This is a genomic window from Vibrio sp. MED222, from assembly GCF_000153005.1.
GTDB classification, from domain to species: Bacteria; Pseudomonadota; Gammaproteobacteria; order Enterobacterales; family Vibrionaceae; genus Vibrio; species Vibrio tasmaniensis_A.
In genome coordinates this window covers 507,136-528,056 of record NZ_CH902609.1, presented here as the reverse complement: position 1 = coordinate 528,056, position 20,921 = coordinate 507,136, and the positions used below count along the sequence as shown (strand labels likewise).

Annotated in this window: 18 protein-coding genes; 8 read left to right on the top strand and 10 right to left on the bottom strand. The window is 45.7% G+C overall.

The window, feature by feature from the left end; translation table 11 throughout:
- Positions 1-197: 197 nt before the first annotated feature.
- The 6 genes from fre to trxA form a co-directional block, all read right to left on the bottom strand.
- A complete protein-coding gene (fre, locus tag MED222_RS04700; RefSeq protein ID WP_009848201.1) occupies positions 198-911 on the bottom strand; it encodes an NAD(P)H-flavin reductase in 714 nt (237 codons plus the stop codon).
- A gap of 20 nt (positions 912-931) precedes the next feature.
- Complete coding sequence (locus MED222_RS04705; protein ID WP_009848200.1) at positions 932-1,201, bottom strand: 2Fe-2S iron-sulfur cluster-binding protein; 270 nt, start codon at positions 1,199-1,201, stop codon at positions 932-934.
- Complete coding sequence (gene ubiD, locus MED222_RS04710; protein ID WP_009848199.1) at positions 1,201-3,039, bottom strand: 4-hydroxy-3-polyprenylbenzoate decarboxylase; 1,839 nt, start codon at positions 3,037-3,039, stop codon at positions 1,201-1,203. The genes MED222_RS04705 and ubiD overlap by 1 nt, the downstream gene beginning before the upstream one ends.
- A 98-nt stretch (positions 3,040-3,137) precedes the next feature.
- Positions 3,138-4,133, bottom strand: coding sequence for a hypothetical protein (locus tag MED222_RS04715; protein WP_009848198.1), 996 nt, complete (start codon positions 4,131-4,133; stop codon positions 3,138-3,140).
- A 110-nt stretch (positions 4,134-4,243) separates the two neighbouring features.
- Positions 4,244-5,503 (bottom strand): transcription termination factor Rho, encoded by a 1,260-nt coding sequence (gene rho, locus MED222_RS04720; RefSeq protein WP_009848197.1) that lies wholly within the window; start codon positions 5,501-5,503, stop codon positions 4,244-4,246.
- A 199-nt stretch (positions 5,504-5,702) separates the two neighbouring features.
- Positions 5,703-6,029: a thioredoxin TrxA gene (trxA, locus tag MED222_RS04725; protein ID WP_009848196.1), complete on the bottom strand. Its 327-nt coding sequence runs from the start codon at positions 6,027-6,029 to the stop codon at positions 5,703-5,705.
- 111 nt (positions 6,030-6,140) lie between these two features.
- Here trxA and rhlB point away from each other — a divergent pair, with 111 nt between their 5' ends.
- Both rhlB and gppA read left to right on the top strand, forming a co-directional pair.
- A complete protein-coding gene (gene rhlB / locus MED222_RS04730) occupies positions 6,141-7,451 on the top strand; it encodes an ATP-dependent RNA helicase RhlB (RefSeq protein WP_009848195.1) in 1,311 nt (436 codons plus the stop codon).
- A gap of 6 nt (positions 7,452-7,457) precedes the next feature.
- Complete coding sequence (gene gppA, locus MED222_RS04735) at positions 7,458-8,951, top strand: guanosine-5'-triphosphate,3'-diphosphate diphosphatase (RefSeq protein ID WP_009848194.1); 1,494 nt, start codon at positions 7,458-7,460, stop codon at positions 8,949-8,951.
- 100 nt (positions 8,952-9,051) lie between these two features.
- Here gppA and MED222_RS04740 read toward each other — a convergent pair whose 3' ends face one another.
- From MED222_RS04740 to recQ, 3 genes are all read right to left on the bottom strand, one after another.
- Entirely contained in the window at positions 9,052-9,723 is a 672-nt protein-coding gene (locus MED222_RS04740) for a 7-cyano-7-deazaguanine/7-aminomethyl-7-deazaguanine transporter (protein WP_009848193.1), read from the bottom strand.
- A 271-nt stretch (positions 9,724-9,994) separates the two neighbouring features.
- Positions 9,995-10,306 (bottom strand): DUF3630 family protein, encoded by a 312-nt coding sequence (locus tag MED222_RS04745; RefSeq protein ID WP_009848192.1) that lies wholly within the window; start codon positions 10,304-10,306, stop codon positions 9,995-9,997.
- Positions 10,307-10,372: 66 nt separating this feature from the next.
- Positions 10,373-12,211, bottom strand: a complete 1,839-nt coding sequence (gene recQ, locus MED222_RS04750; protein WP_009848191.1) for an ATP-dependent DNA helicase RecQ — start codon at positions 12,209-12,211, stop codon at positions 10,373-10,375.
- 180 nt (positions 12,212-12,391) lie between these two features.
- Here recQ and rarD point away from each other — a divergent pair, with 180 nt between their 5' ends.
- The 5 genes from rarD (at position 12,392) to tpx (ending at position 18,074) form a co-directional block, all read left to right on the top strand.
- Positions 12,392-13,300: an EamA family transporter RarD gene (rarD, locus tag MED222_RS04755; protein ID WP_009848190.1), complete on the top strand. Its 909-nt coding sequence runs from the start codon at positions 12,392-12,394 to the stop codon at positions 13,298-13,300.
- A gap of 86 nt (positions 13,301-13,386) precedes the next feature.
- Positions 13,387-14,181 (top strand): helix-turn-helix transcriptional regulator, encoded by a 795-nt coding sequence (locus MED222_RS04760; RefSeq protein WP_009848189.1) that lies wholly within the window; start codon positions 13,387-13,389, stop codon positions 14,179-14,181.
- Between the two features lie 99 nt (positions 14,182-14,280).
- Positions 14,281-14,943, top strand: a complete 663-nt coding sequence (locus tag MED222_RS04765) for a LysE family translocator (protein WP_009848188.1) — start codon at positions 14,281-14,283, stop codon at positions 14,941-14,943.
- 91 nt (positions 14,944-15,034) lie between these two features.
- On the top strand, positions 15,035-16,792 hold the full coding sequence (gene ggt, locus MED222_RS04770; RefSeq protein ID WP_009848187.1) for a gamma-glutamyltransferase: 1,758 nt from the start codon (positions 15,035-15,037) through the stop codon (positions 16,790-16,792).
- Between the two features lie 784 nt (positions 16,793-17,576).
- Positions 17,577-18,074, top strand: coding sequence for a thiol peroxidase (tpx, locus tag MED222_RS04775; RefSeq protein WP_009848186.1), 498 nt, complete (start codon positions 17,577-17,579; stop codon positions 18,072-18,074).
- 135 nt (positions 18,075-18,209) lie between these two features.
- Here the strand turns inward: tpx and uvrD are convergent, their stop codons facing one another.
- Positions 18,210-20,384 carry a DNA helicase II gene (gene uvrD / locus MED222_RS04780; protein ID WP_009848185.1) on the bottom strand — a complete coding sequence of 725 codons (2,175 nt, stop codon included), beginning with the start codon at positions 20,382-20,384 and terminating at the stop codon, positions 18,210-18,212.
- Between the two features lie 264 nt (positions 20,385-20,648).
- Here uvrD and MED222_RS04785 point away from each other — a divergent pair, with 264 nt between their 5' ends.
- Positions 20,649-20,909, top strand: coding sequence for a BufA1 family periplasmic bufferin-type metallophore (locus tag MED222_RS04785; protein WP_004736650.1), 261 nt, complete (start codon positions 20,649-20,651; stop codon positions 20,907-20,909).
- The last annotated feature ends 12 nt before the right edge of the window (positions 20,910-20,921 follow it).

Sequence of the window (20,921 nt, the reverse complement as noted above, 5' to 3'; positions counted from 1 at the left end):
TTTCCGTCTGACTGATTGTTGCTGAAGCCTTGTGGCGTCTGCCGTCTCAGTGGTGTCGCATTATAGGGAACCCACTCAGCTTAGCAACTACTTTTTCATGAAAAATGAATAAATAGAGCTTAAGTGCCTAATAGTTCACCTAAACGGAAAAAAGAGAGCATTTCTGCTCTCTTTTTGCTCTAAATCTAAAAGAATTCTTAGATAAACGCGTAAGCATCTGCGTACATATGGTCACGCTTTGCTTCTTTATTCTGAGTAAACAAGTCTCTTGCAGCACCTGCCATTTCGAAACGACCCGCAATGTAGATATCAAAATCAGCTAATGATTCGAAACTTTGCGTGATTGCTTCAAGTACATTACCCGTTTGACCGTGCCAAACTTCAGGTGCTTCTTCTACTACTGGTACAAAATGTACATTGCTGTGTTTTGCTGCAATGTCGACAAGCTCTTCTTTCGCATACAGCTGGCACTCATCTTTTGCGCCCCAGTATAGATGAATCTCTTTTTTACTGTTCTGCGCGATGCAGTGATCGAGAATAGAGCGCACGTAGCTAAAGCCAGTACCACCAGCAATCAGTAACAGAGGGCGATCGCTTTCTTCTTTAACCCACGCATCACCATGCGGAGCATCAATAGCTATGTCGCCATCTTCAGCTTGCGCTTTCTTCATTGCCTCAACAACTTCTGAAGCGTAAGCATTGTGCTCAGCTGCACCAATGTGTAACTCAAGCTCGCCTTCATGACGACAAGGGCTGCTTGCAATCGAAAATGGACGCTTGTCTTTTTCACCCATTTCAACCATCAAGTATTGGCCCGCTTTAAAAGCGACCGGTGTTTCTGGGTGAAGTAGGATTTGGTAAGTGTTACAAGCCAAAGGCTCGATAGATTTCACTTTACATTTAATAGTCATGTTCTTCCTCTCACTAACCCTTAATCGGCAAAGGTTAGAACTAAATTACTTTCTGCAAATGCTTGGCAAGCAAAAATCCAACCTTGTAACTGCTCTTTCTCTGTGAGCATGGGTTCAAGGTGGTAACTCACTTGGCCTTCTAATTTTTTGCACATGCACATAGCGCATGCACCAACTTGGCAACGGTTTGGAAAATTGATATTGCTGTTGAGCGCAGCATCCAAAACCGTTTGCCCTTTTTCTACGGTAAAACTGATATTTTCTGGGTATAAGATTACTTGGAAGCTCATTAGATTCCTAGCTGTTCCCAGATGCTATCAATCTTTTTAACGACGTCTGGATCCTTGGTGATTGGAACACCCCACTCACGTAGGCATTCACCTTCAAACTTGTTCGTCGCATCTAGACCCATTTTTGAGTGTCCAGTTTGGTTTTTCAAGAATAACGTATCTCTTGCCGGATCCATTCTTGTAGTCACCGCCCAGACAATGTCATTCCAGTCACTGACGTTAACGTCACTATCACACACGATGACAAATTTGTTCTCATCAAACTGAGACCAAACCGCTTCAATGATTTTCTTACCATTACCTGCTGCTTGCTTATCGATAGACACAACGACCATGCACGCATTGTCATTCTGTAAGTGAATATCAATAATTTCAGGGAAGGTTTCGGTTAGCTCAGCTAGGCAACCTTCAACATGCTTACTATCTATAGGTAAAGATTTAGCATCAGGTGATAGTGCCAACTCCGCATCCCACTTCTTAGTAATGTCTAAACCCATTTTTGAGCCTAAACCTACCACTGGCGATGCGAAATCTAGTGAATCGATAGGTGTGTTCTCTATCATCAGGCTGTCACGAGACGGATCCATATGTTCGCACATAGCAGCGGTCACTTGAGACCAATCACGTGCGTTAACATCCTCATCGCATACCAAGACAAATTTTGTGTACATGAATTGGCGTAGGAAAGACCATACACCCATCATCACTCGCTTAGCGTGACCTGGGTATTGCTTCTTCATGGTCACTACCGCCATTCGGTACGAACAACCTTCAGGTGGCAAGTAGAAGTCTTCTATTTCTGGGAATTGCTTTTGAAGAATAGGAACAAACACTTCATTTAACGCAACACCTAATACTGCGGGCTCATCAGGTGGACGGCCAGTATAGGTACTGTGATAAATCGGATTCTCGCGCATGGTTACATGAGTAATAGTAAACACATGATGCTTTTCTTTCTCGTTGTAGTAACCAGTATGGTCTCCGTACGGCCCTTCGTCTGCGAACTCATTCGGGTCGATGTAACCTTCCATTACGATTTCAGCACTCGCTGGCACTTCTAGGTCGTTACTGATTGATTTAACGACCTCAGTTTTACTGCCACGCAACAAGCCGGCAAACGCGTATTCCGATAAGGTATCTGGAACTGGCGTAACGGCACCAAGAATCGTGGCAGGATCGGCACCAAACGCTACCGAGACAGGGAATGGCTTGCCTGGGTTGGTTTCCATCCAATCACGTAGATCAAGCGCTCCACCACGGTGGGCCAACCAACGCATGATGATTTTATTCTTGCCGATCTTCTGTTGACGATAGATACCTAAGTTTTGGCGTTTCTTGTTTGGACCACGAGTAACCGTTAAACCCCACGTTAGCAACGGCGCGACATCGTCCGCCCAACAGCTCATCACCGGAATTTTATCTAGGTCGACGTCATCACCCTGCCATACGACTTGTTGACAGGCCGCCTTACGAAGACGCTTAGCTGGCATATTTAAGACCTGCTTAAACACAGGCAGCTTATCGATAGCGTCTTTAAAGCCTTTTGGTGGCTCAGGTTCTTTTAAGTAAGCAAGCAACTTACCTACTTCGCGTAACTCTTTGACCTCTTGACGCCCCATACCAATGGCTACCCGATCAGGTGTACCGAATAGATTGGTCAAAACAGGCATGTCATAGCCTACGGGATTTTCAAATAAAAGAGCCGGGCCACCAGCACGTAGAGTACGGTCGCTAATCTCGGTCATTTCATAGTCTGGGTCGACAGGGTGAGAAATGCGTTTCAACTGACCAATGCTTTCAAGATGGTCGACAAAATCACGTAAATCTTTAAAACTCATAGGGCTTCTACATGCTGATTATTCTGCGCTCAGTATATCAAAAAGGGTGACGCTGAGATCCCCCTTTTTAGTGTGGTTATTGAGAGGCAAAATCCACTTTACGGTAATGCTTGCTCGATCAAAGAGCTCTTCACCTGAGGGTTATCATTCACAAGATCTTGCAACCAGCGCGTGTGACCTTGTTTGGCTAATTCACGGGCGACTAATGGCGCTTCATCGGCAATCGCCATCCTAGAGACAAGGAACTGCTTCACCTCTTCTGATAGCGGGTTCACCTTGGTAAGCAAAGTAATCGCTTCATCTTTCAAACGAGGATTCTTAGTCGCTGCCATTACCTGTTCCAACGCGAACGTTTGTTTAGTTTTAGCAAGTCGCTCTAACTCTGCTTGGCTATGATAATCGGCCTTCATTCGCCATAGAATCTTATAGACCTCAGGGTCTTCGCTCACTTGCGCTAATCGAACTACCACCTCGGTAGAGGGTAACCAGCTAACAATAGAAGATGCGGTGAGTTGCTTAGTCAGATAGTCAACCGCTTCAGGAGACAAACTGTCTAGCTCTCGAATTAGTAGTGCTTCTCGCGTTTGAACTTGATGCTCAGGCCCTGACAACCACTCATTAAGGTTAAGTTTCTGCTTTTCTGCATCCAGTACAAACACCAGTGTCTTCTGGTCTTGGTGCCATTGCTTGATCAGTCGATTAGCAATCGAAGGGTAATTAAAAGCAGGTACCGTAAACTCGTAGCCATCCCCACGCTCTAATACTTGGTAGGTCGGCGTGATAGCGAGTTGCTGTTCTATGAAAATAGACATCTTAGGGGTGAGAACTATCTCTTGCTGTTCGATCTTCTTCAAGAGCCGGTAACGAGCCACCTCTTGCTGGGGAAATGTCAGGCGCTCAAGCGAAAAGCGCAGCGAATTGACTTCGTCACGCACGACAAGCTCGAGTAATTCAGCAGTTTTCAGTTTTACTTGATCATTCTCAAGCCAAGACTCTACTGTAAGTGGAGACATCTCGGTGGCATAACTCATACCAACCGGTGAAAGTAACAGTGAAGTAGACAGGAGTAATGATGACAACAGTCCATGTTGCATTTTAACTTCCTCGTAACACTTTTGCTCATTCTGCAAGCTGTCGCTACAAAATGCAAATAAAAAGCGCCACCCGAAGGCAGCGCTTTTTAATAACTATAAGCTAATCAATACTACTGACGACGCATTGCGTCAAAGAACTCATCGTTCGTTTTAGTCATTGCTAGCTTGTCGATAAGGAATTCCATCGCATCGATTTCGCCCATTGGGTGAACAATCTTACGCAGAATCCACATCTTCTGTAGTTCATCGTTCTTGGTAAGAAGCTCTTCACGACGAGTACCAGAGCGGTTGAAATCAATCGCTGGGAATACACGTTTTTCAGCAATCTTACGGTTAAGGTGCAGTTCCATGTTACCTGTACCTTTGAATTCTTCGTAGATAACTTCATCCATCTTAGAACCAGTATCAACCAGTGCTGTTGCGATGATAGTTAAGCTACCGCCTTCTTCTACGTTACGTGCCGCACCGAAGAAACGCTTTGGACGATGTAGAGCATTCGCATCAACACCACCAGTAAGAACTTTACCTGATGAAGGGATAACAGTGTTGTAAGCACGAGCTAGACGAGTAATTGAATCCAGTAGGATAACCACGTCTTTCTTGTGTTCAACAAGACGCTTCGCCTTCTCGATTACCATTTCTGCTACTTGTACGTGGCGAGATGCTGGTTCATCAAACGTCGATGCGATTACTTCGCCTTTAACTAGGCGCTGCATTTCTGTTACTTCTTCTGGACGCTCATCGATAAGTAGAACCATGAGTTCACACTCAGGATGGTTACGAGCAATGCTTTGAGCAATATTTTGCAGAAGCATTGTCTTACCCGCTTTTGGCGGAGCAACAATCAGACCACGCTGACCTTTACCGATTGGAGAAGCAAGGTCAAGAATACGAGCTGTGATATCTTCAGTTGCACCATTACCCGCTTCCATCACCATACGTTCGTTGGCGTGAAGAGGAGTAAGGTTTTCGAAAAGAATCTTGTTACGAGCGTTATCTGGTTTATCGTAGTTAACCGTATTTACTTTAAGCAGAGCAAAGTAACGTTCGCCATCTTTAGGTGGACGGATTTTACCGCCAATAGAGTCACCTGTACGAAGGTTAAAACGACGAATCTGGCTCGGTGATACATAAATATCATCAGGACCAGCAAGGTATGAGCTGTCTGCGCTACGTAGGAAGCCAAAACCGTCTTGAAGAATTTCTAGAACACCATCACCAAAGATGTCCTCACCACTTTTTGCGTGTGCTTTAAGGATGGAGAAGATAATGTCTTGTTTTCTTAAGCGAGCTTGATTTTCAAGACCTAGGCTTTCGCTAAGTTTAACAAGTTCAGACACAGGTCTGTTCTTCAGTTCAGTAAGATTCATAGTGGTGGAAGTTTGTTTAGTCAAAATAGGGTCTGTTTTCTTAAGTTAAGAAGGATTTGGTCACAGGCTCGACCAAGAAGAGAATTTGTTCAATTAACGTGCGATAAATTAGCACTAAAACTAAGACTAGTCCATAGCTTAGAAAAAACAAAACCGCGCATTTGTTAACTGCGCGGTTTCTTTTCAAATACTCACCTGATTATAGGTTAGCGTCTAGGAACTCTTTAAGTTGAGTTTTAGACAATGCACCAACTTTAGTTGCTGCTACGCCACCGTCTTTGAAAAGAAGTAGCGTTGGAATACCGCGAATACCGAATTTTGGTGGAGTACCAGCATTTTGGTCGATATTTAATTTACCGATTGTGAGCTGACCTTCGTACTCGTTTGCGATTTCATCAAGAATCGGCGCAATCATTTTACATGGACCACACCATTCTGCCCAAAAATCAACAAGAACAGGGCCTGCAGCGTTGATTACATCGTTATCAAAACCGTCATCAGTTAGCTGCAAAATCTTATCACTCATCTTCCACTCCAATGTATTTTTTAGAACTGGTTGGATGATAACCAGTAAATAGATGCCCTATTGGAATGTATTTACTTTCGTATTGCAAGCTTAAGCTGATATTCTATAGCAATGAAAAAGACGCATATCACAGAGCAAAAGTTCGCCGACTTGGATTTACTTCCGCAAGTCATTGAAGGATTGGAGAAAAAAGGGTTCGACTATTGTACCCCTATCCAAGCCTTGGCGCTCCCGGTACTGCTCACCGGCCAAGACATTGCAGGCCAGGCCCAAACGGGTACTGGTAAAACGCTTGCGTTTCTTACTGCTACTTTTAATCACCTGCTAAAAACACCTGAGCATGAAGGCCGTAAGCCTAACCAGCCACGTGCGATTATTATGGCACCAACGCGTGAACTCGCGATTCAGATCTACAACGATGCTGACTCTCTGGTTGCAAGCACAGGTATCAAGGCAGCATTAGCTTACGGTGGCGAAAGCTACGATAAGCAACTAGGTAAGATCGAAGAAGGCGCTGATATCTTAATTGGTACGACTGGCCGCATCATCGATTTCTACAAGCAAAAGGTATTTAACCTTAACCACATTCAAGCCGTTGTTCTTGACGAAGCTGATCGCATGTTCGATCTTGGTTTCATCAAAGACATCCGCTTCTTGTTCCGTCGTATGCCTGAGCCAAAAGATCGCCTAAACATGCTGTTCTCTGCGACGCTGTCTTACCGCGTACAAGAACTTGCATTCGAACACATGCACAACCCAGAGCATGTCGTTGTTGAACCTGAGCGTAAGACTGGTCACCGTATTCAAGAAGAGCTGTTCTACCCTTCTAACGAACATAAGATGGCTCTTCTACAAACGTTAATCGAAGAAGAGTGGCCAGATCGCGCAATCATCTTCGCTAACACTAAGCACAAGTGTGAATCAGTTTGGGGCCACTTGGCTGCCGATGGTCACCGTGTTGGCCTACTAACTGGCGATGTTCCTCAGAAGAAACGTGAAAAGATTCTTGAGCAATTCACTAAAGGCGATGTTGACCTGCTTGTCGCAACGGATGTTGCAGCACGTGGCCTACACATCCCTCAAGTAACACACGTATTCAACTTTGACCTACCTGACGATTGTGAAGATTACGTTCACCGTATCGGCCGTACAGGTCGTGCTGGTGAAAGCGGTCACTCGATCAGCTTTGCTTGTGAAGATTACGCAATCAACTTGCCACCAATCGAAGAATACATTGAGCACGCTATCCCAATGTCTGACTACGATGCTTCTGCACTACTGGAAGATCTGCCAGCACCGATGCGCTTACGTACACGTAACCCGCAACAACGCCGCTCAAACAACAATGGCCCACGCAACGGTAACCGGAAACCAAACCAGAACCGTCGCCCACGCCAACCGCGTCATAACAAGGAAGCTTAGTCGCTTATGAGTCAAACAGTGTCACCACCGCTTTATGCTGCAATCGACCTCGGGTCGAACAGTTTTCATATGCTCGTTGTGCGTCATATCGATGGCAGCGTACAAACCATGGCTAAAATTAAGCGCAAAGTTCGTTTAGCTGCAGGCTTAGATGAAAATAATGCGCTTAGTACTGAAGCCATGCAGCGCGGTTGGGACTGTTTGAGTCTCTTTACAGAGCGACTGCAAGATATTCCGAAAGAAAATATCCGCATTGTTGGTACAGCGACCCTACGTACCGCTATCAATGTGGATATATTTCTCGCGAAAGCGAACCAGATCCTTGGTTACGACATCAATGTTATCTCTGGTGAAGAAGAAGCTGCGACTATCTATAAAGGCGTAGCACACACTTCTGGTGGCAGCGGCCGCCGACTAGTGGTTGATATTGGTGGTGCAAGTACCGAGATGATCATCGGTGAAGGTTTCTCAGCCAAAGCCTTAACCAGCCTGAAGATGGGTTGTGTTACTTGGCTTGAACGCCACTTTAAAGATCGCCAATTAACCGCAACCAACTTCAACAATGCCATTGAAGCGGCTAAGTCTACGTTAGCTCCTATCCTAGATAGCTACACTGATATCGGATGGGATGTGTGTGTTGGCGCCAGTGGTACCGTTCAAGCGCTGCAAGAAATCATGTTGGCGCAAGGCATGGATGAAGTTATTACTCATGCAAAACTCAAGCGTCTACAAAAACAAGCGATGATTACAGAGCGCTTAGAAGAGCTTGAGATTGAAGGCTTAACCCTTGAGCGCGCACTAGTGTTCCCAAGTGGTCTTTCTATTCTTATCGCGATTTTTGAGCTGCTTGAAATTGATTCAATGACACTCGCTGGCGGCGCACTCCGTGAAGGTCTCGCCTACGAGATGGTTGATGAGTTTCGCCAAGAAGATATTCGCGCTCGTACCATTAAGAGCGTGCAATCACGCTACCAAATGGACGTAAGCTACAGTGAACAAGTTGCTGTAGTCGCACAGACTCTATTAGAGCAAGCGGGCGCCGAAACGTGGGTTTCTGAACCTCAAGCAGGTGTGCTATTACAAACAGCGGCGAAGCTTCATGAGATTGGTTTAACAATCGATTTCAAAAAAGGCGGCGAGCACAGTGCTTACCTACTGCAGAACTTAGACCTACCAGGCTTTACTCGAGCGCAAAAGCACTGCTTGGGTGAGTTAACACGTCGCTACCGCGAACAGTTAACTTCATTGCCTGAACAACATGCAATCTCAGGTACCAGCAGCAAGCGTATTTTACGAATTCTGCGTTTAGCTATTTTGTTGACTCACCGTCGTAATCCAGCGCTTGAGCCTGAGTTCAAGCTGACGACGGATGACAACAATCTGACCTTGACGCTTTCTAAGCAATGGCTAGCAGACAACCCGCTGACCGCTGCTGAGCTAGAGATCGAGTCGAATAGACAAACCGATATTGGCTGGCCATTGAATATTGAATGCCTCTGATATTAGTATCTGACGCTAGAAATTAAAAAAGCCCAAGTTAGTCTACTAACTTGGGCTTTTTCTCATCGCTGCATTAATGCTTTGCGTTACAAATCTAAACTTAAGCGTTAACGCCCGTTGCTTTAAAGTCAGGGTTCACAGCGGTTAACTTCTTAACCACGTAATTTAGAAGTACACCGTACATTGGAACAAACAAACCTAAGCTGATGATAAGCTTGAATCCGTAGTCGACCAACGCAATTTCAGTCCAGTGCTCAGCCATGAATGGATCTGGGCTTTGGTAGAAAGCAATCGCAAAGAACGCGATGGTATCAATGGCATTACCGAATAACGTTGAACACGTTGGCGCAACCCACCATTGCTTCATTTGGCGTAAGCGGTTGAACACATGCACATCCAAGATCTGACCAAGCAAATAAGCCATGAAGCTTGCCGCTGCGATGCGTGCAACAAACAAGTTGAACTCGCCTAGTTGGCTAAAGCCTTGGAATGAACCTTCAAAGAACACCACAGACAATAAATAAGAAACGGCCAGCGCTGGTAACATCACTAAGAAAATGATTTTACGAGCAAGCTGCGCGCCAAAAATACGTACGGTCAGGTCTGTCGCTAGAAAGATAAACGGGAAAGTGAAAGCACCCCAAGTGGTGTGCATACCGAAGACGGTAAAAGGTAGCTGAACCAAATAATTGCTTGATGCAATAATGATCAAATGGAACAAAACTAATAGTGCTAGGGCTTTGCGCTGTTGCGCAGGGGTAAAGTTACTCATGCTGTACCTTTTTAGTTTGGTTTGGGGGTGAGGGAACCCAAATCGAGTCATTTCTTCGAATAATCCAAGAAAGCTCTTACCAATAATGTGAATTAAAAATGTTTCTATAATTTGCTCTATTGAGCGGCGGGCGATTATACATTAATCAATATTGGCTGCAACGGTGAGAACAAACGCAAACGTTTATCCTCACTTTTATTGATGAATGACGTTAGAAGCCAAGTTTTAAGAGCCAGGTTTAGAAGCTACGTTTCAGAAGCCATGTTAAAAGTTAGAAACCGCGCTTGAAAAGCGTCGCGAGATAATCGAACTCTTCTCGGCTTTCTTCAGCGTTTAACGACTCAAACCAGATTGATTCACTGTAATGTTCAGACTTTAAAAACATCCGACAATCTTCAAAATCAATCAACCAAGAATGCATATCGGCGTCCCATTGCTTTTCAACAACAGAAGCTGACAGCAACGCCACCAGCTTTTCACCTAGCACTTCATAAGAATCAAAATCAAAACTTGGAGACGTAATCAATAAACGCCCTTCCTCAGCCAAATACTCTCTTAAGCCAAATTCTGTTGGTGTTGTCATGTCCCTATCAACCTTATTCTTTTTCTATAAGCCAATCGTTTTTATAAGCTAGTCGTTTCTTGCAAGCTAGCCGTGTGTGGTGATGTGTTCTTGAATCAAATCTAAGAATGGGTCTGCGTACTTATCAAGTTTACGCTGACCAACGCCATTTACCGCCAGCATCTCGCCATAAGATGTGGGTAGGATTTCGGCCATATCAATCAGCGTCGCATCACTGAATACCACGTATGGTGGCAAACCATCTTCATCAGCAATCGACTTACGCAGCTTACGCAGTTTGGCAAACAGCTTCTTATCGTAGTTCTTGCTGCTTAGTTTATCGGACTTCGCATTACGCACTGCTGTATCTAAACGAGGTACAGCCAACTCCAAAGACATCTCACCACGCAATAGCGGTCGAGCTTCTTCTGTTAACTGTAATGTTGAGTTACGAGTGATGTTTTGGAACAACAAACCTTTGTGAATCAGCTGACGGAAGATACTGATCCAGTAATCATGGCTATGGTCGCGGCCAATACCGTAGGTAGAAAGCTTGTCGTGACCATTATCGCGTACACGGATGTTCTGCATACCGCGCATCACTTCGACCACATAGCCCATACCAAATGACTGATTAACGCGGTACACACAAGACAACGCCTTCTGCGCCTCTTGGGTCGCATCAAAGTGTTTTGGTGGATCTAAGCAGATATCGCAGTTACCACATTGCTTCTCGCGATATTCGCCAAAGTAGTTGAGCAGCACCTGACGACGACACGTTTGCGCTTCGGCAAAGGCACTCATCGCGTTCAGCTTGTGCATCTCAACTTGTTTTTGCGGGCCTTCTTCTTTCTCATCAAGCATACGACGCAGCCAACCCATATCAGCCGGGTCAAACAACATCATCGCTTCAGCAGGTAAGCCATCACGACCTGCACGGCCTGTCTCTTGATAGTAAGATTCGATGTTGCGTGGGATATCAAAGTGCACCACAAAGCGTACGTTGGGTTTGTTGATGCCCATACCAAACGCCACAGTCGCGACCACGATCTGAATATCATCACGTTGGAAAGCTTCTTGAACGTAAGCACGTTCGTCGGTATCCATGCCGGCATGGTAACCCGCAGCGCGAATACCGTTATTGCACAGCTTCTCGGTCACCATCTCCACTTTCTTACGGCTACCACAGTAGATGATGCCGCAATTGCCTTTCTGTGTTTCTAGGTAGCGAACCACTTGTGACACGGGCTTGTGCTTCTCAACTAGGTTGTAGCGAATATTAGGGCGATCGAAGCTGCCTAAGTAAGTGTGCGGCTCCACCAGCTGCAAACGCGAGATAATATCTTTGCGCGTCGCATCGTCAGCGGTTGCTGTCAGCGCCATATAAGGCACATGCGGGAAATACTGTTTAAGCTGGCCTAGCAAAGCATACTCAGGGCGGAAATCGTGTCCCCACTGAGAGATACAGTGTGCCTCATCCACCGCAATCATCGAAAGCGGCAAACCTTGTAAGCGCTCGATGAAGTCACGCATCAACACACGCTCTGGTGAAGCATAAACCATCTTCAATTGGCCTGAGTTCATGCGGTTGAACACGCTCAACAGTTGATCGCGTGGCATCGATGAGTTTATGCACTCAGCCGCCACACCATTAGCTTTCAACTGGTCAACTTGGTCTTTCATCAATGAAATGAGCGGTGAGATAACCAAAGTCAGCCCATCACGCACTAAAGCCGGGATCTGGTAACACAGAGACTTACCACCACCGGTTGGCATAATCACCAAGCTGTCTTTGCCTTCAACGGCTAGGTCTATGACCTCTTGCTGACCATCACGAAAGCTTTGATAACCAAAGACATCTTGTAAGATATCTTGCGCATCATTCGCGGGAGTTGGTGTTTGCTCAGCAATCAGAGTGGCGGTCATTGTGGTTCCTAATCAAGGTATAAAGTCAGCGTGCAGCATTGGCAAGCAAGGCGCACATTGTAGAGGGGAACGCTGGCGAATTAAACCGCAAATTGTTAGGTGAAAAGGGTTAACGCTCCTATACTGACCAACTCTCTTTATAAATCTTATTAATAAGCACTCAGTGCTAGAGAAAGATGCATGACACAGGAAGAACAACAACGTACGCGCCAGGGAGTTTTGCTTGCCGTCGGCGCCTACACCATGTGGGGGATCGCCCCTATATATTTCAAATCTTTAAGTGACGTATCCCCGTTAGAGATCCTTAGCCACCGTGTAGTATGGTCCTTTTTCCTACTCGCTTTCTTACTGCACATTGGCCGCAGCTGGCGTAAAGTCCGCGACACCCTGACCTCGAAACCAAAAATGCTCTATTTGGTGGCGACGTCTATTTTGGTGGGCGCTAACTGGCTTATTTTTATTTGGGCGGTGAATTCCAATCACATGCTTGATGCCAGCTTGGGGTATTACATCAACCCACTGATTAACGTGTTGCTCGGGATGCTCTTCCTCGGCGAACGCTTACGTAAGCTGCAATGGTTTGCAGTGGCTCTTGCTGCGATTGGCGTATTGATCCAATTAATTGCCTTCGGTTCAGTGCCGATCGTCGCCATTGCCCTAGCCTTTAGCTTCGGTTTTTATGGCTTACTGCGTAAAAAGGTGAGCTTAGAAGCGCAAACAGGTTTGTTCATTGAGACTCTGGTTATGTTGCCTCTCGCAGCAACGTACCTACTATTTATTGCTGATAGCCCAACCTCGGACTTCTCAATGAACCCGATGCAACTCAATCTATTATTGGTTGCGGCTGGTGTTATTACCACCATTCCACTGCTGTGCTTTACTGGCGCTGCAACACGCTTGAAGCTATCGACCCTCGGCTTCTTCCAGTACATTGGACCAAGCTTAATGTTCTTGTTAGCGGTGCTGATTTATGGCGAAGCGTTTACCAGTGACAAAGCGATTACCTTCGCCTTTATTTGGGGAGCGTTGGTGATATTCAGCTTTGACGGTCTGCGTAACAACAGAAAGAACAAACGCGCTAAGCAGTAACACTGATCGTTTTTTACAAGACAATCCCTTAATACGAAGATAAGCTTGGTTGAATTGATGACTATTTGACCAAGCTTTTTTGTACCATGGATAAAGTCCACTATTACTCTACCCCAACAGAAGATATCAGCCTGATCCAAGCTCAATACCAAGAGTTTGCTTTCCAGCGCCACTATCATTTGGACTTTCACATTGGTTTAATTACCCGAGGACAGCAGAAATTCGTCTATAAAGGGACGAGCCATAATGTTGGTGCTGGCCAAGTTGTTATCATGCCACCCGATGAGCTGCATGATGGGCACTCCAAACTCGATTCGGGTTATCAAGTCAGTGTGTTTGCCGTGTCTCCCCAATGGTTTCAAGATCTTGCCGATCCCAAGCAAAATGGTCACACATTAGGCTTTTCTGAGTTGATCCTCTCCGATCAAGCTGCATTTTCACAATTACGCAACTTGCACGGCCTATTAATCCATCAAAACATCAGCCAGCTCGCTCAAGATTGCTTACCTTTCGAAGGGTTCTCGACGATTGTCGATCGTTATGCGAAATTTGGATCGAAGAGTGACATCAAACTGGGTAATCAATCGATTGATACGCTAAAAGACTACTTGATGGCGAACTTGGATCAACCAGTGCGATTAGAACAATTGTCTGAGTTGTGTGGTTTAACCACGACTCAATTCCAACGCCATTTTAAAAACAGAATGGGCATTACGCCTTATGCATGGCTGAGCCGTTTACGTATGGAACAGAGCATGCGTCTGATTAAATCTGGGATATGTGGTACCAAGGTCGCGCACCAAGTAGGCTTCTATGATCAAGCACACTTCTCTAAGGCTTTCAAAACCACGTTCGGCGTACCACCCTCACAAATCAACTAAGTGTTGATAATTTACAATTGCTCTATTTCAAATCACGGTAAGCTACGCTCAATACGATTACTTATTTAAAAATAGCGGCAACGTTATTGAGAACTGACGATGAACGAAGTCACCATACTGATCACCCTAGCCTCTATCCACTTCATCGCTTTGATGAGCCCCGGCCCTGATTTTGCGTTAGTCGTGCAAAATGCGACGCGTCACGGACGCCAGACAGGCTTGTACATTGCGCTTGGTTTATCTTGCGGGATCTTGCTGCACTCATTGCTGAGCCTGACGGGAATCAGTTACCTAGTCCACCAACAACCGACATTATTTGCCATTATCCAACTAGCCGGCGGTAGCTACTTACTGTACTTAGGCTACGGTGCACTTAAAGCAACCTGGCAAATCATTCAGAACCACGATGATGATGCCGATACCGTCAATGCCAACGATCTGATTCTGACCAATAAGCGTCAGGCATTTTCGAAAGGGTTTGCGACCAATATTCTCAACCCAAAGGCTTTGGTGTTCTTTATCAGCTTGATGTCGAGCCTAGTGCCTGCCGACATGTCTCTGTCAGGTAAAGGCTTTGCGCTTATCATCCTATTTGGTCTGTCTCTGTTTTGGTTCTCACTACTGGCTTGGATGCTTTCGACTAAAGCATTGCAAAAGAAACTCAGCGAAGCAACGGTATACATCGATGGCTTATGTGGCGTGGTATTCAGCCTTATTGGCGTGAGTATTCTTTGGCAGTCGCTGTCCGGTTTAATCGCTTAAATTCGAATCAAGATTACAATTCGTTAACAACACTCTGGCTATCTCATCTTTCCACTGCCAATCTAGCTCTGCATATTAAAAGGAGAAGATCATGCAGTGGAAAACAAAACTAACAACCCTCGCCACTTCTACCCTACTTTTTGCCTCCCACGTCAGTTGGGCAAATCAAGCTGCCGATTCCGTCGCACCCGAACAAAGTAGTGGTTTAGAAACCAAACAGCTCGTTAAAGCCAACGATTGGATGGTCACCGCGGCCAACCCTCTTGCCACACAAGCCGGTGCTGATGTACTTGCTCGTGGTGGTAACGCGATTGATGCCATGGTTGCTGTGCAGCTTATGCTTGGCTTAGTGGAACCTCAGTCTTCAGGTATTGGTGGCGGCGCGTTCCTTGTTTATTTTGATGGCCAGGACAAGCAACTCAAAACCTACGATGGCCGTGAAACTGCACCACTTGATGCCACACCACGTCTATTCCAAGACGAAAGCGGCCAACCGCTTAAATTCTATGATGCCGTGGTTGGCGGTCGCTCCGTTGGCACGCCAGGCACGGTGCAATTACTGTGGGACACTCACCAGAAATACGGCAAGCTCGAATGGGCATCACTGATTAAACCTATCGCTCAGCTGGCTGAAGAAGGTTTTACTATTAGTCCACGTTTAGCCACCTTGATTGAAAATGACCAACAGCGACTAAGCCGCTTTGCCACTACCAAAGCCTACTTCTTCAATGCCGATGGCAGCCCGAAAACAGCTGGCACGCAACTTAAGAACCCAGAGTACGCGGCAACGTTAAACGCTATTTCTAAGAACGGTGCTAAGGCCTTTTACCAAGGTGAGATCTCTGCCGACATCATCAATACCGTGCAAACAGCGAAAGGTAACCCAGGCGTATTAGCACAGAAAGACTTCGACGCTTATTCGATCAAGCAGCGCGAGCCGGTTTGTTCTGCTTATGAGAGCTACCAAGTGTGCGGAATGGGTCCACCAAGTTCAGGTGCATTAACGGTTGGGCAGATCTTAGCGATGACCGAGCAGTTTGATCTTAAATCATGGGGACCAAACGACGCGAAATCTTGGCAAGTGTTAGCAGATGCTTCTCGCCTAGCCTTTGCAGACCGTGGTATGTACATGGCGGATCAAGATTATGTGCCAATGCCAACCCAAGGGTTAGTGAATACTGACTATTTGCAGGAACGTGCTCAGTTAATTACCGCAGGTAAGGCATTGGCAAGCGCATCTTCAGGCACACCGCCGTGGGATCACGCGATGCAGAGAAGCCAAGATGTTTCTATTGAATTACCGTCCACTAGCCACTTCAATATTGTAGATAGCGATGGCAATGTCGTGTCGATGACCACCACCATTGAGAATGCCTTTGGCTCACGCTTGATGGTAAGAGGCTTCCTACTCAACAACGAACTGACAGATTTCTCATTCAAGACCCATAACGATGGTAAGCCTATCGCCAACCGACTTGAACCGGGTAAGCGTCCGCGCTCTTCAATGGCACCGACCATCATCATGCAAGACGATAAACCTTACATGGCAATTGGCTCTCCGGGAGGCAGCCGTATCATAGGTTATGTGGCACAAGCGATCATTGCTCATACCCAATGGGACATGGATATTCAGCAAGCCATCAATCAACCACACTTCCTAAACCGCTTCGGTACCTTAGATTTGGAAAAAGGAACATCAGCGGAAAACTTCAAACCTGAGCTAGAAAAGATGGGATTTGAGGTCAACGTTCGCGATCTTAACTCTGGTTTACACGCGATTCGCATCACAAAAGATGGTTTAGAAGGCGCTGCAGACCCTCGTCGTGAAGGTGCAGCCATTGGTCAGTAGGGAATAATCCTCCCTTTTTACTCGCGGCCTTGTGCGAGATCTCTCACAAGGCAGTGAGTAAATATCGATATTTGATGGCGAAATTAGTCACCTAGACACCGTAACCAATTGAAATAAAACGATACGTACATTTATCATTCAAATAATTATATAGAAATTCGCTTATGCACCATTGCTGATAAATAAGGAATCGGTAATATGAATGGTGTCGGAAGGATGCTGACACGGAACAGGAAACGCCAAGGACTTGGTTATCTTCAGGATGAAGATTCGATTACTCAGGATGAATAATCGGCATGGATAGCGAAATGGACATTGAATGGACGCAATAGTAACTAGGATGGTTGCTACTAAGGAAAGACAATGGACACCTCTGGACGAGGAAAGGACTGAACATCAGGATGATGTAAAGGACACCGCTCAAGGAACAAGTGACGCGCGCTAACGAGGATTGTTGGCAGATCAGGATAAGATCAAGGACACCGCTAGGAAGGCGACGAAAGGAATACGCTGAAGGATAACAGCACACTATCATGGATTTGATGCATGGAGCACACTTAGTAGCCGGATTGCTGCGAGTAAGACTATAGACCCCGATGAGCGCAAGCTCTCGGGGTTTTTCTTTATCTGTCGTTTCATTTATTCCTCTCTCAAACAAATAAATCAAAGACCTTTGATTACAATTCTGACATTTAAAGCATTCACTTCTTAACCACTTCCGAGTAACGTAAGTCGAACTAGGCTCAACTAGTTTCATAACCATAATTAAACTAAGGACAAATTCATGTCACACGTTACCTTCAAAGGCGCTGCTGTACCGCTAACGGGCACATTCCCACAAACAGGTGAAAAGTCACCAAGCTTTGCACTGACTGCAGGCGATCTTTCTGAACTGACTCTTGCTTCTCTTGAAGGCAAGAAAGTAGTTCTAAACATCTTCCCAAGCATCGACACAGCAACTTGTGCAACGAGCGTACGCACGTTCAACGCAAAAGCGGCAGAACTTGAGAACACGGTTGTTGTTTGTATTTCTGCTGACCTACCGTTTGCTGCGGGTCGCTTCTGCGAACTAGAAGGCATTGAAGGCGTTCAACACGCTTCAACTTTCCGTTCTCCTGCATTCGCATCAGACTACGGCGTAGCGATTGCTGAAGGCCCACTATCAGGCCTAACAACACGCGCAGTTGTCGTTGTTGATGAAAAAGGTGTGGTAACACACAGCGAGTTGGTTGCAGAGATCACTGAAGAACCAAACTACGAAGCGGCACTTGCAGCACTGTAAGTCTCACTTTTAGGCAGCAATGCCTTAAGCTCGTATTAACCTAATAGAGGTCAGTACAAAGCAATAAAAAGAGCAGCCATTGGCTGCTCTTTTAGTTTTTAATAATGAACGATTTTTAGATGCCGAAGTAGCAAATTAAAGCTGCTCTAATCGAGCGTAAGCCGTTACTAACCACTTAATCCCTTCACCATTGAACGCAACTTGAACTCGGCTTTGTGGGCCACTTCCTTCGAAGTTGATGATGGTACCTTCACCAAACTTAGGGTGTTTAACGCGAGAGCCCAAACTAAAGCCTGTTTCATTGAAGTTCTCTTTCACGGCGGTTTGGCTAAAGCGACCACTGCTTGCAGGGCGACTCACTTGCGCTTTCATACGCACTTCATCCAGACATGTCTCTGGTAGCTCACGAATAAAACGAGATGGCTTGTGATACTTGTCTTGACCGTACAAACGACGCATTTCAGCGTAAGTGATGTAGAGCTTCTCCATCGCACGGGTCATGCCGACGTAACACAGACGACGCTCTTCTTCTAAACGCCCCGCTTCTTCTGCAGACATCTGGCTTGGGAACATGCCCTCTTCAACACCAACCATGAATACCATTGGGAACTCTAGGCCTTTGGCACTGTGCAGAGTCATGAGCTGAACCGCATCATCAAACTCATCAGCCTGACCTTCACCCGCTTCCAAAGCCGCATGAGTTAAGAACGCTGTTAGCATGCTCATTTCATCCGCTTCTTCTGGTTTTTCAAACTGACGCGTTGCCGTTACCAATTCTTCCAAGTTCTCAATACGTGCCTTCGACTTCTCGCCTTTCTCTTGCTCGTACATCGCAAACAAGCCCGACGATTTGATCACGTGGTCGGTTTGCTCATGAAGTCTCAGTTCTATGGTGTCATCTTCAAGTGCATTGATAAGTTCAATAAAGCGGCTCAATGCACCCGCAGCACGACCAGGTAGCACTTGCTCTTCTATCAAAGCAACACTGGCTTCCCACATGGTTGCACCACGATCACGCGCTGCAAGACGAATCGTTTCTAGCGTTTTATCACCCAAGCCACGAGTCGGCGTATTAACGACACGTTCGAATGCCGCATCATTACTACGGTTACTCATTAAGCGCAGGTAGCTCAAAGCATCTCTAATTTCCTGACGCTCGAAGAATCGCATGCCACCGTAGATTCGGTAAGGCAGGCCACCTTGGATAAGCGCTTCTTCAAGCACACGAGATTGGGCGTTATTACGATAAAGCATCGCGGTATCTTCTAACGCACCGCCTTTCTCTTGCCACTCTTTGATTTTGCTAACCGTGAAACGCGCTTCATCTAACTCGTTATAAGCTGAGTAAACTGAGATTGGCTCGCCATCGTTGCCATCAGTCCACAGCTCTTTACCCATACGCTCGGTGTTGTTCGAGATAAGCTCGTTCGACGCCTGAAGAATGGTTTTGGTTGAACGGTAGTTTTGTTCGAGTCGAACCGTTGAAGCACCTGGGAATTCATCCAAGAACTTCTGAATATTTTCAATTTTAGCGCCACGCCAGCCATAGATAGATTGGTCATCATCACCCACGATCATCACGCGACAATCCGGGCCCGCCATCATACGTAACCAAGCGTATTGGATGTTGTTGGTATCTTGGAATTCGTCGACAAGAATGTGCTTAAAGCGAGCTTGGTAGTGCTCGCGGATGTGTTTCTTATCGCGCAATAGTTCATGCGATCGCAACAAGATTTCAGCAAAATCGACCAAGCCAGCACGATCACATGCCTCTTGGTAAGCAGAGTAAATCTTTAACCACGTTTGAGTTATTGGATCATGGTAGGCGTCAATGTGACTTGGGCGCAGCCCTTCGTCTTTCTTGCCATTGATCCACCAAGAAGCTTGCTTGGCTGGCCACTGCTTTTCATCAAGGTTTTGCGCCTTGATTAAGCGACGCAGCAAACGAATCTGATCATCTGAATCAATGATCTGGAAGTCTTCTGGCAGTTTTGCATCTAGGTAGTGAGCACGAAGAATGCGGTGACAGATACCGTGGAAGGTGCCGTTCCACATGCCCGACGAACTGCCCATCATCAACTCTTCAATACGACCACGCATCTCTGCTGCCGCTTTGTTGGTGAAAGTAACCGACATGATAGAGAACGGTGATGCTTGCTCTACGCTTTGTAACCAAGCGATACGATGCACCAACACTCGCGTTTTACCACTACCAGCACCTGCCAGAATAAGTAGGTTTTCTAAAGGTGCCGCGACCGCCTCACGTTGTTTGTCGTTTAGGCCATCGAGTAAAAGCGAAGGATCTATCATTGGATATGCTCACTACTGGGTATTTATACATAAAAGTTGATTATAACCTAAACACTAGGCTGCGTTTAGGATAATAAGAAGAAAAAATAATCAAAAATTAACATAATAAAATCAGCAATTTAAACCATAAATCATCATTAATATTGATATTTTTTATAATGCCGTGAAATTATTTCCTAGTTCTTCCTATCCTTTTTAGTAAGCAAGTTAACAATTCATTAACCTGCGATGTAAAAATACTATTAAGTCCTAGAGGGAATGACTATGAAAAATTCTAATCTTGCTGTTACAGCTGCAATCACAAGTGTACTAGCGTTTGGCGGTGCAGTTCTTACATCAGCACCTGCGGAAGCAGCAGCAAAAGAAAAATGCTACGGCGTGGCAAAAGCTGGCCAAAATGATTGTGCAACCAAAACAAGTTCATGTGCGGGTACAGCAAAAGAAGACAACCAATCCGATGCATTCGTGGTCGTTCCTAAAGGACTATGTGGCAAATTATCAGGTGGTAATACTCAATCATCATAATTGAGCTGCTTA